Genomic DNA, 21,062 nt, shown 5'->3' with positions numbered 1-21,062 from the left:
GATGTCGAAAAGGCCGTCTTGTCAGTCGGCCTTTTTGTCACAACATTGAAGACAGACGCTGTCTGAATTCGTGCCTTTTCTGCATGAAGAGACATTACGGTGCTCGCGCTGCCAAGCGGGCGGGGGCCGTAAGATCGTCCCTACGGAGATCAAGTGAATGACTGACGATACAAAACCCAAGACGCGTCGCCGCACAAAAAAAGTGGACGATGCTGCGGTCGTTGAAAAAAAGACCGTCCGCAAACCTCGTGCGACAAAAGCGGCTAAAGAGGCTGTGCCTGCAGAAATTGTGACGGAGGCCGCTCTGGCTGCTCGTCATGATGTCATGGCGGTTCTTCCGCTGCGGAACATTGTCGTTTTCCCGCATATGATTGTTCCGCTCTTCGTTGGGCGTGAGAAATCTGTAAAGGCTCTTGAGGCAGTTACGCGGGACAGCAAACAGATCCTTCTTGTCGCGCAAAAAGACGTCTCGCAGGATGATCCATCTGTTGACGATATCTATCGCTACGGAACGGTCTCCACCATTCTGCAGCTTCTCAAGCTGCCAGATGGAACAGTAAAGGTTCTCGTTGAAGGCACGCGTCGGGTTCACATCACGCGACTGTTTGACGTGGACGGGCATTTCGAGGCCGAGGTTGAAGAAATTGCAGATGCGCCGCTCTCCGCGACGCCAGGCAGCGATCTCGAAGCACTTGGGCGCTCGACGGTTTCCCAGTTCGAGCAATATATAAAGCTCAATAAGAAGATTCCGCCTGAGGTCATGGTCTCGATCAATCAGATCGATGATCTCTCCAAGCTTGCGGATACGATTGCGAGCCATCTGAATCTCAAGATTTCTGAAAAGCAGGAAATTCTTGAGATGCCTTCCGCTGAGCAACGTCTCGAGCGCGTGTTTGCTCATATTGAGACGGAAATCGGGGTTCTGCAGGTTGAGAAGCGCATCCGGAACCGTGTGAAGCGGCAGATGGAGAAGACGCAGCGTGAGTATTATCTCAACGAGCAGCTCAAGGCGATCCAGAAGGAACTTGGAGAAGGCGAGGACGGCAAGGACGAACTTGCCGAGCTTGAAGAGAAGATCAACAAAACGCGGCTGAGCCGTGAAGCCAAGGAAAAGGCTCATGCGGAGCTGAAGAAGCTGCGCGGTATGAGCCCGATGTCCGCAGAGAGTACGGTGGTCCGGAATTATCTGGACTGGCTGCTGGGTATTCCGTGGAAAAAGCGTTCCAAGATCACCAAGGAATTCACGCACGCTGAAGGTGTGCTTGAAGCCGAACATTACGGCCTTGAGAAGGTCAAGGAGCGCATCCTTGAATATCTTGCCGTGCAGACGCGTTCCCAGAAGATCAAGGGACCAATCCTGTGCCTCGTTGGGCCGCCGGGTGTCGGTAAAACGTCTCTGGCACGCTCGATCGCCAAGGCAACGGGCCGTCAGTACGTTCGTATGTCACTTGGTGGCGTGCGTGACGAATCGGAAATCCGGGGTCATCGCCGGACGTATATCGGTTCCATGCCTGGGAAAATCATTCAGGGCATGAAAAAAGCGAAAACGTCTAATCCGTTGTTCCTGCTGGATGAGATCGACAAGCTGGGAGCTGACTGGAGAGGCGATCCGTCTTCCGCGCTTCTTGAAGTGCTGGATCCGGAGCAGAACTCCACCTTCGCCGATCACTATCTGGAGGTCGACTACGATCTTTCAGATGTCATGTTCGTGACGACGGCCAACAGCCTCAATATGCCTCAACCGCTTCTGGACCGCATGGAGATCATCAATCTCTCGGGTTATACGGAAGACGAGAAGGTCCAGATTGCGCGTCGACATCTGCTCTCCAAGCAGGCGGAAGCTCACAATCTCAAGCCTGATGAGTGGACCGTTTCTGATGAAACTCTGCTTGAGTTGATCCGGTCTTATACCCGTGAGGCAGGTGTCAGAAATCTCGAGCGCGAAATTGCCCGTCTGGCCCGTAAGGTTGTGAAGGAAGTCATCACGACCGGCGTAACGCACGTTGAAATCACACCAGACAATCTTGGTAAATACGCAGGCGTGCGTCGTTTCCGTCACGGAGAAACCGAGACGGAGGATATGGTTGGTGTCGTAACCGGCTTGGCCTGGACGCAGGTTGGCGGTGAGATCCTGACCATTGAAAGCGTCATGGTTCCCGGTAAGGGGCAGGTGAAGCAGACGGGTAAACTGGGTGATGTGATGCAGGAAAGCATTGCAGCAGCCCTGTCTTATGTCCGCTCACGGGCACAGGATTTCGGTATCCGGCCGCCGCTCTTTGAAAAGCGGGATATTCACGTTCATCTTCCGGAGGGAGCAACCCCGAAGGACGGTCCGTCCGCGGGTATCGCGCTTGCAACGTCTCTCGTCAGCATCATGACGCAGATCCCCATTCGCCGGGATGTTGCGATGACGGGCGAAATTACGCTTCGTGGGCGTGTGCTGGAGATTGGCGGCCTGAAAGAGAAGCTGCTGGCTGCATTGCGAGCTGGAATCAAGACCGTTCTCATTCCGAAGGACAATGAAAAGGATCTTGCAGAGGTTCCTGAAAATGTCCGTCATGCGCTCAAGATCATTCCAGTTGCCCATGTCGATGAGGTTCTGAAAATTGCCCTCACGCGCATGCCTGAGGCAATTGAATGGGATGAAAGTGTGGACCCGATAGGTGGAATTGCTGGCGAGAAAGCCTCTCCGGCGGCACTTCCACACTAACGGTTGGGTCCTTCTGCGATTCTTACAGTTGACGCGGCCAAAAAGCGCTTCATAGTGCGGCCGCAGATCGAACAAGCACCTGAGCCGCAAGACTCTTCGGAGGATGGCTCGGGTGCTCTAACACCAGAAAGGCACATCATGGAGAAGCCCCTCAACAAGCAGGAACTGATCGCCGCCGTTGCAGACGCCGCCGATCTTCCGAAGGCAAAGGCCAGCGAAGTTGTCGATGCGGTGTTCAGCACGATCGAGAAGACGCTTGCCAAGAAGCAGGAAGTCCGTCTCGTTGGCTTCGGTAGCTTCGTTACCGCTACGCGTAAGGCTGCTAAGGGCCGTAACCCGCGCACGGGCGAAGAGATCGACATTCCGGCATCTACCTCTGTCCGTTTCAAGCCGGGCAAGGGTCTTAAGGACGCCGTAAGCGAATAAAAAAATTCGCTTTTATGGTTCTGGGTGTCTTTACGGGCGCTCAGAACCGTGTATATAGACCACGTGTTTTCTGAGGGCGATTAGCTCAGCGGTAGAGCGTCTCGTTTACACCGAGAGGGTCGGCAGTTCAATCCTGTCATCGCCCACCACATGAAGACTGACTGTACATATGGCCTGGCGTTTCGAACTCTATGAGACGTTGGGATCGACTTCCGATCTCTGTAAAGAAAAAGCTGAGGCTGGAGCGCAAGAAAAGCTCGCCATTCAGGCTTTTGCCCAAACCTCCGGGCGCGGAACTCGTGGTAGAAGCTGGGTCGATCCTGGCGGTAATCTGGCAATATCTCTTCTTTTCCGACCTGTGAATGCAACAGATTTTCTGGCTGCTATTCCTTTTCTGACGGCTCTGAGCCTCTACGAGACTGCGCGGCAGTTCAGTACGGGTGAAGCTGATTTCATGTTGAAATGGCCGAATGATCTTCTGCTCTCTGAACGCAAGATGGCAGGCGTTCTGATCGAAGCAGGGGGACGTGCAGATCATAAATGGATCGTCGTTGGCATTGGAGCCAATCTCCGGCAAGCTCCCGAAATTGAAGGCCGCAAATTGTCCGCGTTGTCCGAAGTGGCTGCGCCCCCTGATCCCGTGGTTTTTGGTCGTAACCTGACCCTGCAGATGGATCATTGGGTTGGTGTCTGGGAAGCTGCAGGATTTGCTCCAATTCGGGAGGCGTGGCTTGAACGTGCGCATCCTGTCGGACGTCATCTTGCGGTTCAGCGCCGTGAAACATATATATCAGGTTCATTTTCAGGATTGGACGAGCAGGGACGTCTGCTTCTTGCGCTTCCAAGTGGTGAAATCATACCGGTTGTAACCGGCGATATCTTGCTGGACTGAAGGACCGGATTGAAACGTGCTTCTCGTCATTGATGCTGGCAACACGAATGTTGTGTTTGCAGTCCACGATGGATCGTCGTGGGTCGGTCAATGGCGCATGTCCACGAGCGACTCCCGTACTGCTGACGAATATGCTGTCTGGCTTCTGGGTCTGTTTGATCGCATTGGGCTGAATGCTGGCTCCATCACACGTGCTATCATCGGAACGGTTGTTCCTGCGGCGCTTTACGATTTACGTCGTTTTTGCAGACAGTGGCTGGATGTTGAGCCGCTTGTAGCCAATGCAGGTCTGGAGTGGGGCATTGAAGCGCTGGTTGATAATCCTTCCGAACTTGGAGCAGACCGCCGTTTGAACGGTCTTGCAGCCCAGCACTTTTATGGCGGCCCTCTCATTGTTGTTGATTTTGGCACGGCAACGACGTTTGATGTCGTGAATGAACATGGCCAGTACTGCGGTGGAGCGATTGCTCCGGGCGTTAATCTTTCCATCGACGCTTTGCACAGAGCGGCTGCCCGTTTGCCACGCATGAGCATCGGGCGTCCTCTGAACGCGATTGGCCGAAGCACAAGCGTTGCCATGCGTTCCGGACTCTTCTGGGGCTATGTTGGCCTGGTTGAAGGGATCGTGGGCAGAATTTCCGAAGAAATGGGCGGTCGCCCCAAGATTATTGCAACGGGTGGTCTCGCGCCTCTGTTTTCAGAGGGCACCAACCTGTTCGACGTGATGGCCCCGGACCTGACCCTGGATGGCCTCCGTCTTCTGGCTGATCGTAATGCGATGGCTCAGCACACCCATTCCCCCGAAGGCATGTAGGCTTTCGGCAATGAATATCACTGATGATGTTAACACATGTAAGGAACAACTATGACGGATACACCTGACGGTTTGTCCTTCCTGCCTCTGGGCGGGACGGGCGAGATCGGCATGAATTTCAATCTTTATCGTCTCACGAAAAACAACAAGGAAACCTGGCTCGCCATCGACTGTGGCATTGGCTTTTCGGGCAATGATACGCCTGAAGCCGAAGTTCTGATGCCAGATCCGACATTTATTGCGGATCGAGCAAAAGACCTCTGCGGCCTCGTGATTACCCATGCGCACGAAGATCACCTTGGTGCTGTCGCGCATCTATGGCCGTATCTGCGTTGCCCGGTTTATGCGACCCCGTTTGCTGCGGCTGTTCTGCGTCGGAAGCTGCATGAGGCTCATCTGGTCAATCAGGTGAAGATCCATGTCGTGATGCCAAGCTCGCGGTTCCACGTCGGACCTTTCGATCTTCAGTTTGTTGCTGTCACCCACTCTGTGGCTGAAGCGCAGGCTGTTGCTCTCCGGACGCCGCATGGTCTCATTGTGCATACGGGCGACTGGAAGCTCGATGAGAACCCGCTGGTCGGTCCGAAAACGGATCTTGAAGAATTCGGTCGCCTCGGAGATGAGGGCGTTCTGGCGATGGTGGGTGACAGCACCAACGTCATGAAGGAAGGGCGTTCAGAGTCTGAGGCTGATGTTCGCAAGGGCCTGACGGATCTGATCACGAGCCTTCATGGCCGTGTGGCCGTGACGTGCTTTGCCAGTAACGTGGCGCGCGTTGAGAGTATTGCGAAGGCTGCCATGTCCGCTGGTCGTGCGGTCATGATCGTGGGGCGTTCCCTGCGTAATCTTGAAACGGCTGCCCGTGAGTGCGGCTATTTCAGTGATCTGCCGCCGTTCCTGACGGAGCAGGATGCACGCGATATCCATGATGATAATCTTCTGATGATCATCACGGGAAGTCAGGGCGAACCTCGTTCTGCGCTGTCTCGCATCGCCTCGGATACCCATCCGAATATTTCGCTCGGCGAGGGCGATACGGTTATTTACAGCTCACGCGTCATTCCGGGGAATGAGCAGGCTGTCATGGCCGTGCAGGACAATTTGTCCCGTCGTGGCGTGACGGTTCTGACGGACAAGGATGCGAAGGTGCATACGTCCGGCCATGCAACGGGCGATGACATTCGTGTGCTGTACGGGATTGTCCGCCCGAAATACAGCATTCCGACCCATGGTGAATGGCGTCATCTGACGGCTCATGCTGCTCTGGCGCACGAGATGGGTTCTGAACCGATCCTGCTGGAAGATGGTGACATTCTGAATCTGTCTCCAGGTGATGTCCGGGTTGTTGACACGGCGCCGACTGGTCGTCTGGCACTGGATGGTGGGCGCCTTCTGCCGATGACGGGTGGCGTTCTGGCTGCCCGCCGCAAGATGCTGTTTAACGGCATGGTCATTGCGAGTTTCGCTGTAGATGACGAAGGCTATGTCATTGGCGAGCCCAAGATCAGTGCACCTGGTCTGCTTGAGGTGGAAGATCCGGAAAGCATTCGCATTCAGGAAGAATTCGCTGATTCCATTGACGAAATCCCGGATGAACTGCGACAGGACGACACGGCATTCCGTGACGCAGCCAAGACGGCTCTGCGCCGTGCGCTGGGGCGGAAGCTTCAGAAGCGTCCGCTTGTCGATGTTCATTTGCTGCGCGTCTAAGAGAAGAAATAGAGTATGCGTCTGAGTAAAGCCTTTCAGCCGACGCTGAAGGAAGTTCCGGCGGAGGCGCAGATTGCGTCTCATCGCCTTATGCTGCGTGCAGGTCTGGTTCGTCAGACATCGTCCGGTATTTACGCGTGGCTGCCAGCTGGTCTGCGCGTCCTGCGGAACATCGAGAAGATCATCCGCGAAGAGCAGGATGCCATTGGTGCTCAGGAAGTCCTGATGCCGACACTTCAGTCTGCTGATCTGTGGCGTCGTTCGGGGCGTTATGACGCTTACGGTCCGGAAATGCTCCGTATTCAGGATCGGCATGGTCGTGAGCTGCTGTATGGACCGACCAATGAGGAAATGATCACGGATATCTTCGGATCGTCCGTTAGTTCCTACAAGCAGCTTCCGAAGGCGCTGTATCATATCCAGTGGAAGTTCCGTGATGAGGTCCGCCCGCGCTTCGGTGTGATGCGTGGTCGTGAATTCCTCATGAAGGATGCCTACTCCTTCGATGCAGACTATCAGGGCGCGGTTAACAGCTATCGCCGCATGATGCTGTCCTATCTGCGGATTTTCCAGCGTCTTGGCGTTCGCGCTGTGCCAATGGTTGCAGATACGGGACCGATCGGTGGCGATCTCAGCCATGAGTTTCTGGTTCTGGCCCCGACAGGTGAAAGCGGCGTGTTCTTCGACGCGGCTCTGGAAGAGCAGGACTGGCTGGGCCGTCCGGTGGACTGTGACAACGAGGAAGATCTCGCTGCATTCTTCTCATCCGTAACGGATCACTACGCCGCAACGGATGAGAAGCACGACGAGGCTGCCTGGGCTGAAGTGCCGGATGACCGGAAGCGGGAAGGACGTGGCATTGAAGTGGGCCACATCTTCTACTTCGGCACCAAGTACACGGAATCCATGGGGATCGAAGTCAGCGGTGCCGATGGGGCGAAATTCTCGCCTCATATGGGCTCCTATGGCGTCGGTGTGTCCCGTCTGGTTGGCGCGATCATCGAGGCCTCGCATGACGAGGCTGGTATCATCTGGCCGGATTCCGTCGCGCCGTACAAAGCTGCGATCCTGAATTTGCGCCCGGGTGACGAAGCCTGCGATGCAATCTGCGAAGAGATCTACGGGGCCGATCCTGAGAACTTCATGTACGATGACCGCTCCGAGCGTGCAGGTGTGAAGTTCAATGATGCTGATCTGATGGGGCATCCCTGGCAGATCATTGTTGGTCCGCGCGGTGCCAAGGAAGGCAAGGTTGAACTGAAGCGTCGTGCAGACGGTGAGCGGTTCGAACTGCCGGTGGCTGAAGCGCTGGCCAAGATCGGAGCCGCCTGATGTTCGGCCGCTTCGAGCGTATGGTGGCGGGGCGCTATCTGCGTGCCCGCCGTGGCGAACGCTTCGCCTCGATCATTGCAGTTTTCTCATTGGTCGGCATTGCGCTCGGGGTGGCTACGCTCATCATCGTCATGTCGGTGATGAACGGGTTTAAGGCTGATCTGATGGGGCGTATCCTTGGCTTGCACGGGGATCTTACCGTGTTTGGCTACGGACGCCCTATCGAGGCCTATCAGAACGACGTCGAGGCTATTCGCTCTGTGCCGGGCGTGAAGTCTGTCATTCCCATGGCGCAGGGGACTGTACTTGTCGAAGCTGGTCGGTATTCGACTGGCGCAGAGGTTCAGGGTGTCGCCCAGCAGGATCTTCGGGATTGGCGTGCTCTGAGTAGTGGCATTATTGCTGGTTCGATTGATCGTTTCACTGGAGACGACGCGGTTGCCATCGGGACGACGATGGCAGATCGCGCGGGCTTAACGGTTGGCTCTCCAATTACGCTCCTGTCCCCGGATGGTCAGGCAACGCCGTTTGGCACAATGCCGCGTGTAAAAACATATCATGTGGCCGCGATCTTCGATGCCAACTGGAACGACTATAATTCAAACATCGTTTTGGTACCGCTTCCTGCCGCACAGAAATTTCTGATGCTTGGAAACGCTGTTTCCCTGATTCAGGTCTCGACCAACGATCCGTCGAACGTCCAGCCTACACGTCAGGCTATTGCGCAGCGCCTTGATGACCCACGCCTTCGGGTTCTGGACTGGACGCAGAGCGCGAATGGTTTTCTCGATGCCGTCACAGTCGAGCAGAACGTCATGTTCCTCATCCTGACGCTCATCATTCTGGTTGCGGCCTTCAATGTGATTTCGTCCCTCATCATGATGGTGAAGGACAAAACGCGCGATATTGCTGTGCTTCGTACGCTTGGTGCGAGCCGCGGCGCGATCATGCGAATCTTCCTGATGAATGGTGCATTCGTCGGGATTGTTGGGACCGCGGCAGGTTCGGCACTGGGTATCGCGTTTGCGCTCAATATTGAGCGTATCCGCCAGTGGCTCCAGTCTCTGACGGGAACCAATCTTTTCAATCCGGAAGTCTATTTTCTTGAGCGGCTGCCAGCCAAACTCGTCTGGTCGCAGGTTGGAGAGGTGATTGCCATGTCACTGGTCTTGTCGCTGCTGGCTACACTGTATCCGTCCTGGAGAGCTGCGCGGACTGATCCAATCGAGGCTCTGCGCCATGAGTGAAGCCCGCATGACAGCTCTAAGGCTCGAAAATCTGACCCGTCGTTTCAAATCTGGTGAAGAGACACTGGAAATTCTTTCTGGTGCATCGTTCTCTCTTTATCCAGGCGAAATTGTAGCTCTTGTAGCGCCGAGCGGTACTGGTAAGTCCACGCTGCTTCATCTGGCAGGATTGTTGGAAGCGCCAACGGAAGGCACTGTCTATATTGGCGAAAAGCCGGTCAGCGGTTTGAGCGATACCGTGCGAACAGCAGTGCGTCGGGATCAGATTGGTTTCGTGTACCAGTTTCATCATCTTCTTGGTGAATTCACGGCTTGTGAGAACGTGATGCTGCCTCAGTTGGTGGCTGGCGTTTCGGCAAAAGCCGCAAAAGCGCGTGCAGAGGATCTGCTAGGTCGTTTTGGCCTGTCTCATCGCCTCAACTCCCTGCCTGGACGCCTTTCTGGTGGAGAGCAGCAGCGAACCGCGATTGCCCGTGCGCTTGCCAATCGTCCAAAGCTTCTTCTGGCGGATGAACCGACAGGCAATCTGGACATCGCGACTTCCGATCATGTTTTTGACGAACTCCTGCGTGTGGTGCGTGAGGAGGGCGTTGCAGCCCTTATCGCAACCCACAACAAGGAGCTCGCAGCGCGCATGGACCGCACGGTTACGTTGCGGGATGGAAAGCTCGTTTCTTTCTGAATTGCCCTGAACTGGCGAGAAGAGCGCTGTATCTGCTCGTCGGTCCTGATAGAATGATGGCATGTCTCATGCCGATTTCGTTCATCTTCGCAATCATTCCGCATACTCCCTGAGTCAGGGAGCCATTCGCATTGCAGATCTCGTCGGGCTTGCCACCAAAAATGCCATGCCTGCCGTCGCCCTGACGGATAGTGGCAATCTTTTCGGGGCGTTGGAATTTTCCCTCTACTGTCGCAATGCCGGTGTTCAACCTATCGTTGGCTGCCAGCTCTCCCTACCATCGCGGAGCACAAAACCCGGCGCGCCTTCCGAACCGCTGGTGGTTCTGGCACGGAACGAAACGGGTCTTGCCAATCTGCAGATCCTGTCCTCGCATGGCTTCCTGAATGGTGATCCGGCTGACCCCACCGTTGCCGTAGATGTTCTGTGCCAGCATGCGGATGGTCTTTTTCTGCTCACCGGGGGTAATCGTGGGCCGATCAATCGCCTGATTTATGATGAACAGAAAGACGAGGCGGAAGTTCTTCTGCGCCGTTTGATGGAGGCATTTCCACAGAACATTGCAGTCGAACTGAATCGTCTGGGTGAGGCTGGCGAGCGGGAAATTGAGAGTATTCTTGTGCCTCTGGCCGATAAGCTCGACATTCCTCTTGTCGCGACCAATGAATGCTTTTTCCCCACGCCACAGATGCATGAAGCGCACGACGCTCTGATCTGTATCGCACAGGGGCGGACCATGGCGGAGGCTGACCGCTGGCATGTTTCACCACAGGCATGGTTCAAGACGCCTGCCGAAATGCGGGAGCTTTTCAAGGATCTTCCGGAAGCCTGCGATAACACGCTGATTATTGCGCAGAAATGCGCCGTAGCCGCCTGTACCCGCAAGCCACTGCTGCCCATCTGTCCCAAGGTTCGCGAAGGTTCAACGGAAGAAGAAACGCTGCGGGCCATGGCGTGGGAAGGGCTGGAAAAGCGCCTTGAGGCGATCAATGCCGATGAAGATAAACGGAAAATCTATTCCGAACGCCTTCAGACGGAACTCGACATCATCGCGAAGATGGGATTCCCGGGTTACTTCCTGATCGTGGCCGACTTTATCCAATGGGCCAAGGCTCATGATATTCCCGTGGGCCCAGGACGTGGATCGGGCGCTGGATCGTTGGTTGCTTACGCTTTGACCATTACCGATATCGATCCGCTTCCATTCGGGCTCCTGTTTGAGCGATTCCTGAACCCGGAACGCGTCTCTATGCCTGACTTTGATATCGACTTCTGTCAGGACCGCCGTGACGAAGTGATCCGATATGTCCGCGAAGAGTACGGCGGCAGTCGCGTCGCTCAGATCATTACCTTTGGAAAGCTGCAGGCAAAGGCGGCGGTTCGGGACGTAGGGCGTGTGTTGGGTCTGCCTTACGGCATGGTTAATCGCGTTGCCGAGCTTATTCCGAATAATCCTGCCAAACCCGTTACCCTGGCGCAGGCGATTGAAGGAGAGCCGCGCCTGCAAGAAATGCGGGACAGTGATGAGGCGCTGAAGCGTCTTTTGGAAATCGCTCTCCAGCTTGAGGGGCTCTATCGCCATGCCTCGACCCATGCTGCGGGCGTGGTGATCGGGGATCGTGAACTGGTCGAGCTTGTGCCGCTCTATCGCGATCCGAAGAGCGATATGCTGGTTACCCAGTACAACATGAAGTTCGTTGAACAAGCTGGACTGGTGAAGTTCGACTTCCTTGGCCTGACGACCCTGACAATTCTGAAAAGAGGTCTGGATTTCCTTAAAGAACAAGGTGTTATCGTCGATCTCTCACGTATTCCTTTGGATGATGCCAAAACCTTCGAGATGTTGGCCAAAGGGGATACGGCCGGTGTCTTCCAGTTCGAAGGCGCGGGTATGCGGGACATGCTCAAACAAATGGCTGCCAGCCGTCTGGAAGATCTGATTGCGGGTGTGTCCTTGTATCGTCCGGGACCAATGGCCAACATTCCGGATTACTGCCGCCGCAAGCACGGTGAACCATGGGAACCGCCGCACGAAGAGATCCGTGACATCCTTGAAGAGACCTATGGCATCATGGTCTATCAGGAACAGGTCATGCAGATCGCCCAGAAGATGGCCGGCTACAGTCTGGGTGGCGCTGATCTTCTAAGACGCGCCATGGGCAAAAAGATCGCGTCCGAAATGGAGAAGCAGCGCGAGATCTTTACGGAAGGTGCAACAGCCAGAGGAATCCCTCAAGACAAAGCCGTCGAAGTCTTTGATCTTATGGCTCGTTTTGCTGATTATGGCTTCAACAAGTCTCATGCCGCAGCCTATGCGTTGGTTTCGTATCAAACAGCGTGGATGAAGGCGAACCATCCTGTTGCGTTCCTTGCGGGCTGTATGTCACTCGCGCGGGAAAAGACAGATAAGCTGGCAGCTCTCTGTCAGGAAGCGCGGCGGATGAACATTAAAGTTCTCCCTGTCGACATCAACAAGTCCATGGCAGATTTCTCGATCGAGGCACTTGAGGATGGTCGTCAAGGAATTCGCTATGCGCTATCCGCCATCAAGCGTGTTGGTGCAGCCGCAATGGAGTCTGTCGTTGCCGCTCGCGGTAATAAGCCTTTCCAGGATCTAACGGATTTTGCAGAGCGTTGTGATCCCAAAAGCCTGAATAAAATACAGATAGAAAGTCTTGCAAAATCAGGAGCTTTCGACAGTCTTCTTAAGGATCGACATACCGTTTTTTCGAGTGCAGACATTTTGTTACGTCGAGCGCAGTCGCGGGCTCAGGAGCAGCAGATGGGCCAGTCAGGATTGTTTGGCGGTAGCGGTCAGGATCGTGAGATTCTGCGGTTGAATGAAGGTCGTCCGTGGCCGGATTTCGAGCGCTTGTCGCTTGAGGCCTCGGCCATTGGCTTTCACATGAGCGCTCACCCGTTGGATGCTTATCGTACGGTTCTCAGAAGGCTAGGTGTCACACCCTCTAACGCTCTGGAAAATGCTGCAAAAACAGGCACTATGCGCGTCAAAATAGCGGGGTGCGTTGTTGATAAGAAAGAGCGTCCGACCCGCACTGGCAAAAAGATGGCCTGGGTCAACCTTTCGGACAGCGGCGGCGGGTGTGAAGTTACGCTTTTCGCGGAAACTCTGATTTCGTGCCGGGATCTTCTGGTGGCTGGACAGGCTATTCTGGTGACAGCCGAGCTTAAACTGGATGGAGATGCGCTGCGGATTACGGCGCAAAGCGTCATGGATCTCGAAACCGCTGCTGCGGCTGAACGGTCTGAAATGCGCGTATGGCTGAAGCAGATGGATGCGCTTCCCACGCTTTCTGAAATGTTGGCGGAGATGCGGGGAGGACACGGGAAAGTTGTTTTCCTGCCGTCTCTCGAAGAAACAAGAGATGTGGAAATCGCCCTTCCAGGCACATATCGCGTCACACCACGTCTGGCTGAACGCCTACGGACTGTTCGGGGGGTCGAGAAGGCTGAACAGCGCTGATCTGGCGGAAAACCCTTGCAATCTGAGTGAAGATCGGCCATATCGCGCTCGTCCGCTGGCATCCCTCGTGGGAGAAGGCGGTCAATCCGCACGCATGGCCCTGAGGTTTTCTGGTGTTCCGCAAGGGACGTCGCCATGCGGAGGTCCAACCAGATGCTAGGAATTTGAATCATGGCAATGCCAGAATTCACCATGCGCCAGCTGCTCGAAGCCGGTGTTCACTTCGGTCACCACACCCGTCGCTGGAACCCGGCCATGGCGCCGTACCTGTTCGGTGTTCGCAACCAGGTCCACATCATCGACCTGCAGCAGACGGTTCCGCTGCTCGACCGCGCTCTGAAGCTGGTCCGTGAGACGGTTGCCAACGGTGGCCGCGTTCTGTTCGTTGGCACGAAGCGCGCTGCTGCTGAGCACGTTGCTGAAGCTGCACAGCGTTGCGGTCAGTACTATGTGAACCATCGCTGGCTCGGCGGCATGCTGACGAACTGGAAGACCATCACGGGCTCCATCAAGCGTCTGCGCCAGATCGATGAAATGCTTGCTGGTGACACGGCTGGTCTGACGAAGAAGGAAGTTCTCGACATCACGCGCGACCGCGAGAAGCTCGAGCGTTCCCTCGGCGGCATCAAGGAAATGGGCGGCCTGCCGGACCTGATTTTCGTGATCGACACGAACAAGGAAAAGCTGGCTGTTGAAGAAGCCAACAAGCTGGGTATCCCGGTCATCGGCATTCTGGACAGCAACTCCAACCCGGCTGGCGTTACGTTCCCGATCCCGGGCAACGACGATGCAATCCGTGCGATCACGCTGTATTGCGACCTGATCTCCGGCGCAGTTCTGGACGGTATTTCCGCTGAACTGGCTGCTTCGGGTCATGACATCGGTGCTGAAGAAGAACTGCCGGCTGAGACGGCTGTTCTGGAAGCCGCTGAAGAGCAGGCTCCAGCCGCCAACTGAGACAGCGTGCCGTGTCATCATCTGAAGATGCGGTAACTGGAAGAAACATGCATGCGGTCGGGCGTTTACGCTCGGCCGCATGATCTTTTCGAGGGATAAGAGAACATGGCAGAAATCACCGCAGCCCTGGTTCGCGAACTGCGCGAGAAGACCGGCGCAGGCATGATGGATTGCAAGAAGGCTCTGACGGAAGCCGCTGCTGACATGGAAGCAGCCATCGACTGGCTTCGCACCAAGGGTCTGTCCCAGGCTGCCAAGAAGTCCGGCCGTACAACGGCTGAAGGTCTGGTTGGCGTTGTCTCCGGTCCGAACCGCGCCGCTATGGTTGAAGTCAACGCTGAGACGGACTTCGTTGGCCGTAACGAAGCATTCCAGGCCTTCGTTGAGCAGGTTGCTCAGGTTGCCCTGGAAGTTGGCGAAGATCTGGAAGCCATCAAGGCAGCCAAGGTTCCGTCCGGCCGTACGGTTGCCGACGAACTGACGCATCTGATCGCTACGATCGGCGAGAACATGTCGATCCGTCGCGCTCGCGTTCTGTCCGTTGAGTCCGGTGTTGTCGCCAGCTACGTCCACAGCGCACTGCGCCCGGGCATTGGCAAGATCGGCGTTCTCGCAGCCCTTCAGGCTCCGTCCGAGTCCGACGCTCTCCTGACGCTCGGCCGCCAGATTGGCATGCATGTTGCTGCAACCCGTCCGGCTGCTCTGGATGTTGCAAGCGTCGATCCGGAGTCCCTGGAGCGTGAGCGTACGGTTCTGATCGAACAGGCCCGTGATTCCGGCAAGCCGGAAGCCATCATCGAGAAGATGGTCGAAGGTCGTATCCGCAAGTTCTACGAAGAAGTCGTTCTTCTGGAGCAGGTCTGGGTTCTCGATGGCGAAAGCCGCGTGGCCAAGGTTGTGGAAAAGTCTGGCGCGAAGCTGGTTGGCTTCGAGCGCTTCCAGCTTGGTGAAGGCATCGAGAAGGAAGAAAACGACTTCGCTGCCGAAGTGGCTGCTGCTGCTGGCACCAAGTAAGGTCTTTTTCCATTTGACCAGGCAGGCTTGTCTGCCTGGTTGAAACCGAAAGAGATTGGAAACTCCCGCACGGTACTCGTGCGGGAGTTTTTCTGTTTTTGGTCTTTGTCGGGAGCATCGTGCTGTGATGGAGTGGGAAGCGGCTGCGCTTGTCCTGTCTGTTCGTCCTTACGGAGAAGGCAGTGCTCTTGTTCATCTGCTGAGCGAAGAGCATGGCGTTTCACACGGAATGGTGCGCGGTGGCGGGTCCAGAAAACAGGCCCCTCTGTGGCAAACAGGTAATCTTGTCATGGCGCGCTGGCGTGCCAGACTGTCAGATCAGCTTGGTGCCGTTACGGCTGAACCTGTTCAGAGTGTAGGGGCAAGACTGCTTGATCTTCCTCTTCAACTGGCCATGGTGAGTAGTGCGTGCGCTCTGGCGGATGGTGCTCTACCCCAAGGGGAAGCTCATCCCGAACTTTTCATGCGCCTGATCCGGCTTTTGACGTTGATAGGAATTGCGCCTGAGCCGCCTCCCATAGCGGCCTATCTGCGCTGGGAACGAGAATTGCTGGGCGAACTGGGTTACGGGCTGGATCTTTCTGCCTGTGCCGTCACCGGAGGGTGTGACAACCTGAATTTTGTCTCCCCAAAGTCCGGGCGTGCCGTAAGCGAAGAGGGCGCTGGTGCCTGGCGCGATCGGTTGTTGGTGCTTCCTGCGCTTCTGGCCAATGAAACCGAAGACGGCAGCCCTGAAGACTGGCTGGCAGGAATGACGCTGACCGGCCACTTTCTTTCACGGTGGGTTTTTGGCGTGCGGCACCAGCCCTTGCCTGCGGCGCGCGAAAGGCTGTTCGAGCGTCTTCGCAGGCTGGCCGGAAAAGATGAGGTCACCGAAGATCTCAATATCGAACCTGCACAGGACCCGGACGAACCCCGCTGACGACATCCGGGTCGGCAGTCCAGTTCCAGACGGACCAGTCCCATCCCGGATGCTGGTTGATTTCCGCTGTCATGCGCTGCTCATCATCGGCGGAAACAGGGTGGCTGAGCTGATAGGCGTGATAGGCCACCATATTGCCCATATAGACGCACCCGCATGCGGTCGGGTCGGCATAGAGCATCACGGCGATATTGCCCTGCATGCGATAGGTCATGGTGTTCGGAGGCAGCAGGTTCATCATCTGCCATCGGGCTGTGGTATCAGCCTGATGGGCGACGAAGCCGTTGCGGGCCAGCGTGTCTTCTTCATGAAGGATCGGCCGGTATGGCGAACAGGCTGAAAGAAGAACGAGCGCAACGCTGGACAGGAGCGGGCGCCAGTGTCTAAGTCCTGCTGAGAAAAGGGGAAGTGCATGGGCGTTGATCTGGCGGGTCATATTGAGGATACCAAGCTCGCGGAGGCTCTGAGCGAGCGATATATTGCGTATGCGATGTCGACGATCATGTCGCGGTCCCTTCCGGATGTGCGTGATGGTCTCAAGCCGGTGCACCGGCGCCTCCTCTATGCGATGCAGCAGCTACGCCTTGATCCCACATCAGGGTTTAAAAAGTGTGCACGTGTCGTCGGTGACGTAATCGGTAAGTTTCACCCGCACGGTGATGCGTCCGTTTACGAAGCACTGGTGCGTCTGGCGCAGGATTTTGCCGTTCGGTATCCGCTCGTCGAAGGGCAGGGTAATTTCGGCTCCATCGACGGCGATGGCGCAGCGGCCATGCGTTATACGGAAAGCCGCCTGACCGAAATTGCACAGACGCTGCTGGACGGTATCAACGATGATGCCGTGGATTTCCGCCCGACTTACGATAACGAAGACCACGAACCTGTCGTTCTGCCAGGCACATTCCCGAACCTGCTGGCTAATGGAGCGGCCGGTATTGCCGTCGGCATGGCGACGAGTATTCCGCCTCATAACGCCGCAGAAATCTGTCATGCGGCGAAGTATCTGATCGAAAAACCTGATGCGACCGTCGCTGAACTGGTCGATTTCATTCCCGGTCCGGATTTCCCGACCGGCGGTATTCTGGTTGAAGATCGCGAGTCGATCATTCGTTCCTATGAAACCGGTCGTGGCAGCTTCAGGACGCGTGCGCGCTGGGAAGTGGAGCAGGGCAGGTTTGGAACCTGGTGCATCGTTGTCATGGAAATTCCCTATCAGGTTCAGAAGTCCCGTCTGATCGAACAGATCGCCGAGCTGATGGAGCAGCGTAAGCTGCCGCTGCTCGGAGACGTGCGGGATGAGAGCACGATGGAGATCCGTCTGGTGCTGGAGCCCAAGACCAAGGGGTGTGACCCTGAAGTCCTGATGGAGACGATGTTCCGCAATACGGCGCTGGAAAACCGCTTCAGTCTGAACATGAATGTTCTCGGCGGAGACCGCGTGCCGGGTGTGCTGTCAATCAAGCAGGTCATTCAGGCCTGGCTGGCGCATGTCCATGAAGTGCTGGTGCGTCGGTCCAACCATCGTCTTGCGGCCGTTCTGCGCCGTCTGGAAATCCTGGATGGTTTTCTCGCGGTTTATCTCAATCTGGATGAAGTCATTCGCATCATCCGGGAAGAAGATGAGCCGAAGGTCAGTCTGATGAAGACCTTCACCCTGACGGATATTCAGGCGGAAGCCGTTCTCAACATGCGTCTGCGTTCGCTGCGCAGGCTGGAAGAAATGGAGATCCGCAAGGAGCGTGATGCCCTTGCGGATGAACGCAAATCTCTTGAGACCCTTCTGGGATCTGAAAAGCGCCGCTGGACCCGGATTGGCAAGGATCTGGATGCGACGATCAAGAAGTTCGGAAGTGGCCCGCTGGGCGATCGACGGACGCGGATTGCACAGCCCCCTAAAGCTATCGATATTTCGGCAGCGCTTGAAGTGGATCGCGAACCGCTGACCATTCTTCTGTCTCGCGAAGGCTGGATCAGGGCCATGAAGGGACATGGGCTGGACCCACAGGGGCATCGCTTCAAAGAAGGGGACGAAGCCGGTCTCATGGCGGAATGTCAGAGCACGGATCGGATCTGTCTGATTGCCAGTGGAGGCAAGGCGTTCACGCTCAAAGCCGCGGATCTGCCCCGTGGACGTGGCTTTGGTCAGCCTGTTCGGACGCTTGTGGATATTGCACAGGAAGAGCGTGTGGTTGCGATGTTCCCTGTCATGGAAGACGGCAAGCGCCTGATCGCGTCTGAGAGTGGGCGTGGCATGATTGTTTCTGAAGCTGGGATCGTGGCGGAGAAGCGGACCGGTAAGCAGGTCTTCAACGTCAAGGAGGGCGAAAGCATCTTCGCCTGCATCCCGGCTGTTGGAACGCATGTGCTGGCTTTGGGGCAAAACAAGCGTGCCCTGATCTTCCCAATGGAGCAGGTGCCGGAGATGAGCCGTGGATCGGGCGTCTCCTTCCAGAAGCTTGGAGAGAGCACACTGCGTGATCTCCGGGCTTTCACGCTTGAGGATGGACTTATGTGGCAGGAGGGACAGCGCGTCCGCCCGGCTGCCGATCTGGCACCGCTGGAAGGGCGCCGTGGGGCGGTCGGGAAGGCTGCACCGCAATGGATGCTGCGCAAACCGAACTAACCTTTCAGGCGGAGAGAATCAGGGGCGTCCAGTGACCACCCTGAAAAATCTCGGCAGGCTGGAAGGTGGCTTTGTAAGCCATTTTCTGACTGCCAGGGACATAATACCCCAGATAGAGGTGAAGATGTCCGCGCTGTTTGGCCAGATGGAGCAACCACAGGATCGAGAATGTTCCCCAGGATGCAGCAGGGGTCGTGGGGTCGTAAAAGGTGTACACGGCGGACAGTCCGTCCGACATGACATCGACAAGAGACACACAGACGAGTTGGTCTGCCGACGTGCGAAACTCTATGACAATGGTTTCGACCGGAGTGTTTGAGATCAGATCGGCGTAGTCCTGCCAGGACATATGGGCCATATCCCCATCTGTATGGCGGCTTTTCTGATACGCCTGAAACAGTGCAAACTGTTCCTGCGTTGGAATTGGCGCTGTAATGGCAGCCTTGACGTCCTGATGGCGTTTCCAGATGCGTTGCTGTGTGCGGGATGGCTGGAAAAGAGCCACAGGCAGGCGCATCGGTTTGCAGGCCCGGCAGTCCATGCAGACGGGGGCATAGGCAATCGTGTGGCTGCGTCTGAACCCGGCCTGGGAAAGACGGTCATGCAGGGAGGCAGCATCGGGGCCAGAAAGATCTGTCAGTACCTTGCGCTCCATGCGGTTGGGCAGGTACGGGCAGGGAGCTGGCTCTGTCGTATAGAAGAGCTGAGGACGATGCTGCACAGGGTCGCTCCTCTTGGAAAATACCGGATTGATTGCCTAGCGTAGCTCAGACATCCGGCTGACGCATCCATCATCTTCGCGGAAAGAGCACAGTCTCGGTCTGCCAGGGAGTTTTATGAGGCACTGGCCTGTTCTGGATTTCGTTCTGACGTGCCTTCGCTGGGCACTGCCCATTATGGTCACACTCCATGCCTTGCGCCACAAACGCAACACGTCCGCGTGCGCTGCGTGGATTGGCGTCTGTTGGATCGGGCCATTTCTTGGAACCGCACTTTACGTGATGTTCGGTATCAACCGTGTTCATCGCCGGGCGCGCAAGATGATCGACCATCACTCCTGGGAAGGGCGCGAACTCCTCGCCAAGTACCGGCAGGTGATGGAAGGGGACCTGGCTCCGCTTGCAAAAATGCTGGGTCGTCTTACAGAGCGCCCCTTGATGCGCGGGAACTCCGTGAAGGTTCTGCACGATGGTGATAATGCCTATCCTGTCATGATAGACGCCATCCGGCAGGCGAAAACATCGGTTATTCTCTGCTCTTATATTTTCCGGGCAGACCGGATTGGTGAGCAGTTTGCTGAAGCTCTGGTGGACGCACACAGACGTGGTGTGGAAGTCCGTGTTCTGGTGGATGGAATCGGGAGCGGCTATTTCCGCTGTGCTATAGAGCGACGTCTCAGACGCGATGGCGTGAAATGTTCCCGGTTCATGCATTCCGTATGGCCATGGCGCATGCCGTTCATCAATCTCCGCAACCATCGCAAGATACTTGTTGTGGATGGTCGGGTCGGTTTCATGGGCGGACTGAACATTGGCGAAGAAAACATGCTTCGCCTACGGACAAAACTCCCTGTCGCGGATACACATTTCGAGCTGCGTGGACCGGTCGTGCATCAGTTGTCCGTGGCATTTGCATGGGACTGGTCTTTCACGACGGGAGAAGAACTCAAGGGCGAACCTTACCTGCCCGAACCGCTGCCCGTCGGCGATATTCCCATGCGGATCGTTACGTCTGGCCCGGATGCCGATCTTGAGAAGATTGAATATGGCATGTTGCAGGCCATTACTCTGGCCAAGAAACATGTGCGTCTCATGACACCCTATTTCCTGCCGGATGACCGCTTTACCTCGGCTCTCAATCTGGCAGCTTTACGGGGTGTTGTGATTGATATTGTTGTGCCGAAAAGCAGCAATCACGCGATTATTGATTTTGCACGCGACGCCAACCTGAGACCTTTTCTGGATGCGGGGTGTCGGGTCTGGATGGCCAATCCGCCGTTCAATCATTCCAAGCTGATGGTCGTGGATGAGGAATGGAGTTTTGTTGGGAGCACCAATCTGGACGTCCGCTCTCTACGCCTGAACTTCGAAATCAATCTGGAAATTTACGATCGGGACGTAGCTCGGGATCTGTCAGCCTTCATGGATACGCATCGCAAAAACCGACTGACCCACCACGACATTGATCGGACACCCTATCTGATCCAGATCCGTAATGCAGCACTCAGGCTTTTCCTGCCCTATCTGTAA

The 21,062-nt window shown here is 56.0% G+C and carries 16 protein-coding genes and 1 tRNA gene; 15 read left to right on the top strand and 2 right to left on the bottom strand.

What is annotated here, in order from left to right; all coding sequences use genetic code 11:
* Positions 1-157 precede the first annotated feature (157 nt).
* The 13 genes from lon to recO all read left to right on the top strand — a co-directional run bounded on the left by lon (position 158) and on the right by recO (position 16,190).
* Positions 158-2,710, top strand: a complete 2,553-nt coding sequence (lon, locus tag J4P41_RS04245) for an endopeptidase La (protein WP_426066227.1) — start codon at positions 158-160, stop codon at positions 2,708-2,710.
* A gap of 138 nt (positions 2,711-2,848) precedes the next feature.
* Entirely contained in the window at positions 2,849-3,136 is a 288-nt protein-coding gene (locus tag J4P41_RS04240) for an HU family DNA-binding protein (RefSeq protein WP_007282110.1), read from the top strand.
* A gap of 74 nt (positions 3,137-3,210) precedes the next feature.
* Positions 3,211-3,285 (top strand) — tRNA-Val (locus J4P41_RS04235).
* Positions 3,286-3,305: 20 nt separating this feature from the next.
* Positions 3,306-4,028, top strand: a complete 723-nt coding sequence (locus tag J4P41_RS04230; protein ID WP_211568650.1) for a biotin--[acetyl-CoA-carboxylase] ligase — start codon at positions 3,306-3,308, stop codon at positions 4,026-4,028.
* A gap of 16 nt (positions 4,029-4,044) precedes the next feature.
* Positions 4,045-4,842 (top strand): type III pantothenate kinase, encoded by a 798-nt coding sequence (locus tag J4P41_RS04225; protein ID WP_023942708.1) that lies wholly within the window; start codon positions 4,045-4,047, stop codon positions 4,840-4,842.
* A 51-nt stretch (positions 4,843-4,893) separates the two neighbouring features.
* Positions 4,894-6,552 (top strand): ribonuclease J, encoded by a 1,659-nt coding sequence (locus tag J4P41_RS04220; RefSeq protein WP_426066226.1) that lies wholly within the window; start codon positions 4,894-4,896, stop codon positions 6,550-6,552.
* Between the two features lie 15 nt (positions 6,553-6,567).
* Positions 6,568-7,884 (top strand): proline--tRNA ligase, encoded by a 1,317-nt coding sequence (proS, locus tag J4P41_RS04215; RefSeq protein ID WP_211568652.1) that lies wholly within the window; start codon positions 6,568-6,570, stop codon positions 7,882-7,884.
* A complete protein-coding gene (locus tag J4P41_RS04210; protein WP_061510655.1) occupies positions 7,884-9,131 on the top strand; it encodes a lipoprotein-releasing ABC transporter permease subunit in 1,248 nt (415 codons plus the stop codon). The genes proS and J4P41_RS04210 overlap by 1 nt, the downstream gene beginning before the upstream one ends.
* Positions 9,124-9,813, top strand: a complete 690-nt coding sequence (locus tag J4P41_RS04205; protein ID WP_426066225.1) for an ABC transporter ATP-binding protein — start codon at positions 9,124-9,126, stop codon at positions 9,811-9,813. The genes J4P41_RS04210 and J4P41_RS04205 overlap by 8 nt, the downstream gene beginning before the upstream one ends.
* A gap of 61 nt (positions 9,814-9,874) precedes the next feature.
* Positions 9,875-13,297: a DNA polymerase III subunit alpha gene (gene dnaE / locus J4P41_RS04200; RefSeq protein ID WP_426066224.1), complete on the top strand. Its 3,423-nt coding sequence runs from the start codon at positions 9,875-9,877 to the stop codon at positions 13,295-13,297.
* Positions 13,298-13,468: 171 nt separating this feature from the next.
* The gene (gene rpsB / locus J4P41_RS04195) at positions 13,469-14,254 is read left to right on the top strand and encodes a 30S ribosomal protein S2 (protein ID WP_010501435.1); all 786 of its coding nucleotides are present in this window, start codon (positions 13,469-13,471) and stop codon (positions 14,252-14,254) included.
* 105 nt (positions 14,255-14,359) lie between these two features.
* The gene (gene tsf / locus J4P41_RS04190) at positions 14,360-15,268 is read left to right on the top strand and encodes a translation elongation factor Ts (protein WP_010501436.1); all 909 of its coding nucleotides are present in this window, start codon (positions 14,360-14,362) and stop codon (positions 15,266-15,268) included.
* A 127-nt stretch (positions 15,269-15,395) separates the two neighbouring features.
* Complete coding sequence (gene recO / locus J4P41_RS04185; RefSeq protein ID WP_426066223.1) at positions 15,396-16,190, top strand: DNA repair protein RecO; 795 nt, start codon at positions 15,396-15,398, stop codon at positions 16,188-16,190.
* On the opposite strand, the gene J4P41_RS04180 is transcribed toward recO, so the two are convergent.
* Positions 16,150-16,626, bottom strand: coding sequence for a hypothetical protein (locus tag J4P41_RS04180; RefSeq protein WP_426066222.1), 477 nt, complete (start codon positions 16,624-16,626; stop codon positions 16,150-16,152). The genes recO and J4P41_RS04180 overlap by 41 nt on opposite strands.
* On the opposite strand from J4P41_RS04180, the gene parC reads away from it, so the two are divergent.
* A complete protein-coding gene (gene parC, locus J4P41_RS04175; protein ID WP_426066221.1) occupies positions 16,603-18,813 on the top strand; it encodes a DNA topoisomerase IV subunit A in 2,211 nt (736 codons plus the stop codon). The two genes, J4P41_RS04180 and parC, sit on opposite strands and share 24 nt — an antisense overlap.
* Positions 18,814-18,817: 4 nt before the next feature.
* On the opposite strand, the gene J4P41_RS04170 is transcribed toward parC, so the two are convergent.
* Positions 18,818-19,534, bottom strand: coding sequence for an arginyltransferase (locus tag J4P41_RS04170; RefSeq protein WP_426066220.1), 717 nt, complete (start codon positions 19,532-19,534; stop codon positions 18,818-18,820).
* Between the two features lie 115 nt (positions 19,535-19,649).
* Between J4P41_RS04170 and cls the strand changes: the two genes are divergently transcribed.
* Positions 19,650-21,062: a cardiolipin synthase gene (gene cls, locus J4P41_RS04165; protein WP_426066219.1), complete on the top strand. Its 1,413-nt coding sequence runs from the start codon at positions 19,650-19,652 to the stop codon at positions 21,060-21,062.

The sequence above is a fragment of the Gluconobacter sp. NFX36 genome, assembly GCF_049887835.1.
GTDB lineage: Bacteria > Pseudomonadota > Alphaproteobacteria > Acetobacterales > Acetobacteraceae > Gluconobacter > Gluconobacter japonicus_A.
This window is presented reverse-complemented; position numbering and strand designations above follow the sequence as displayed.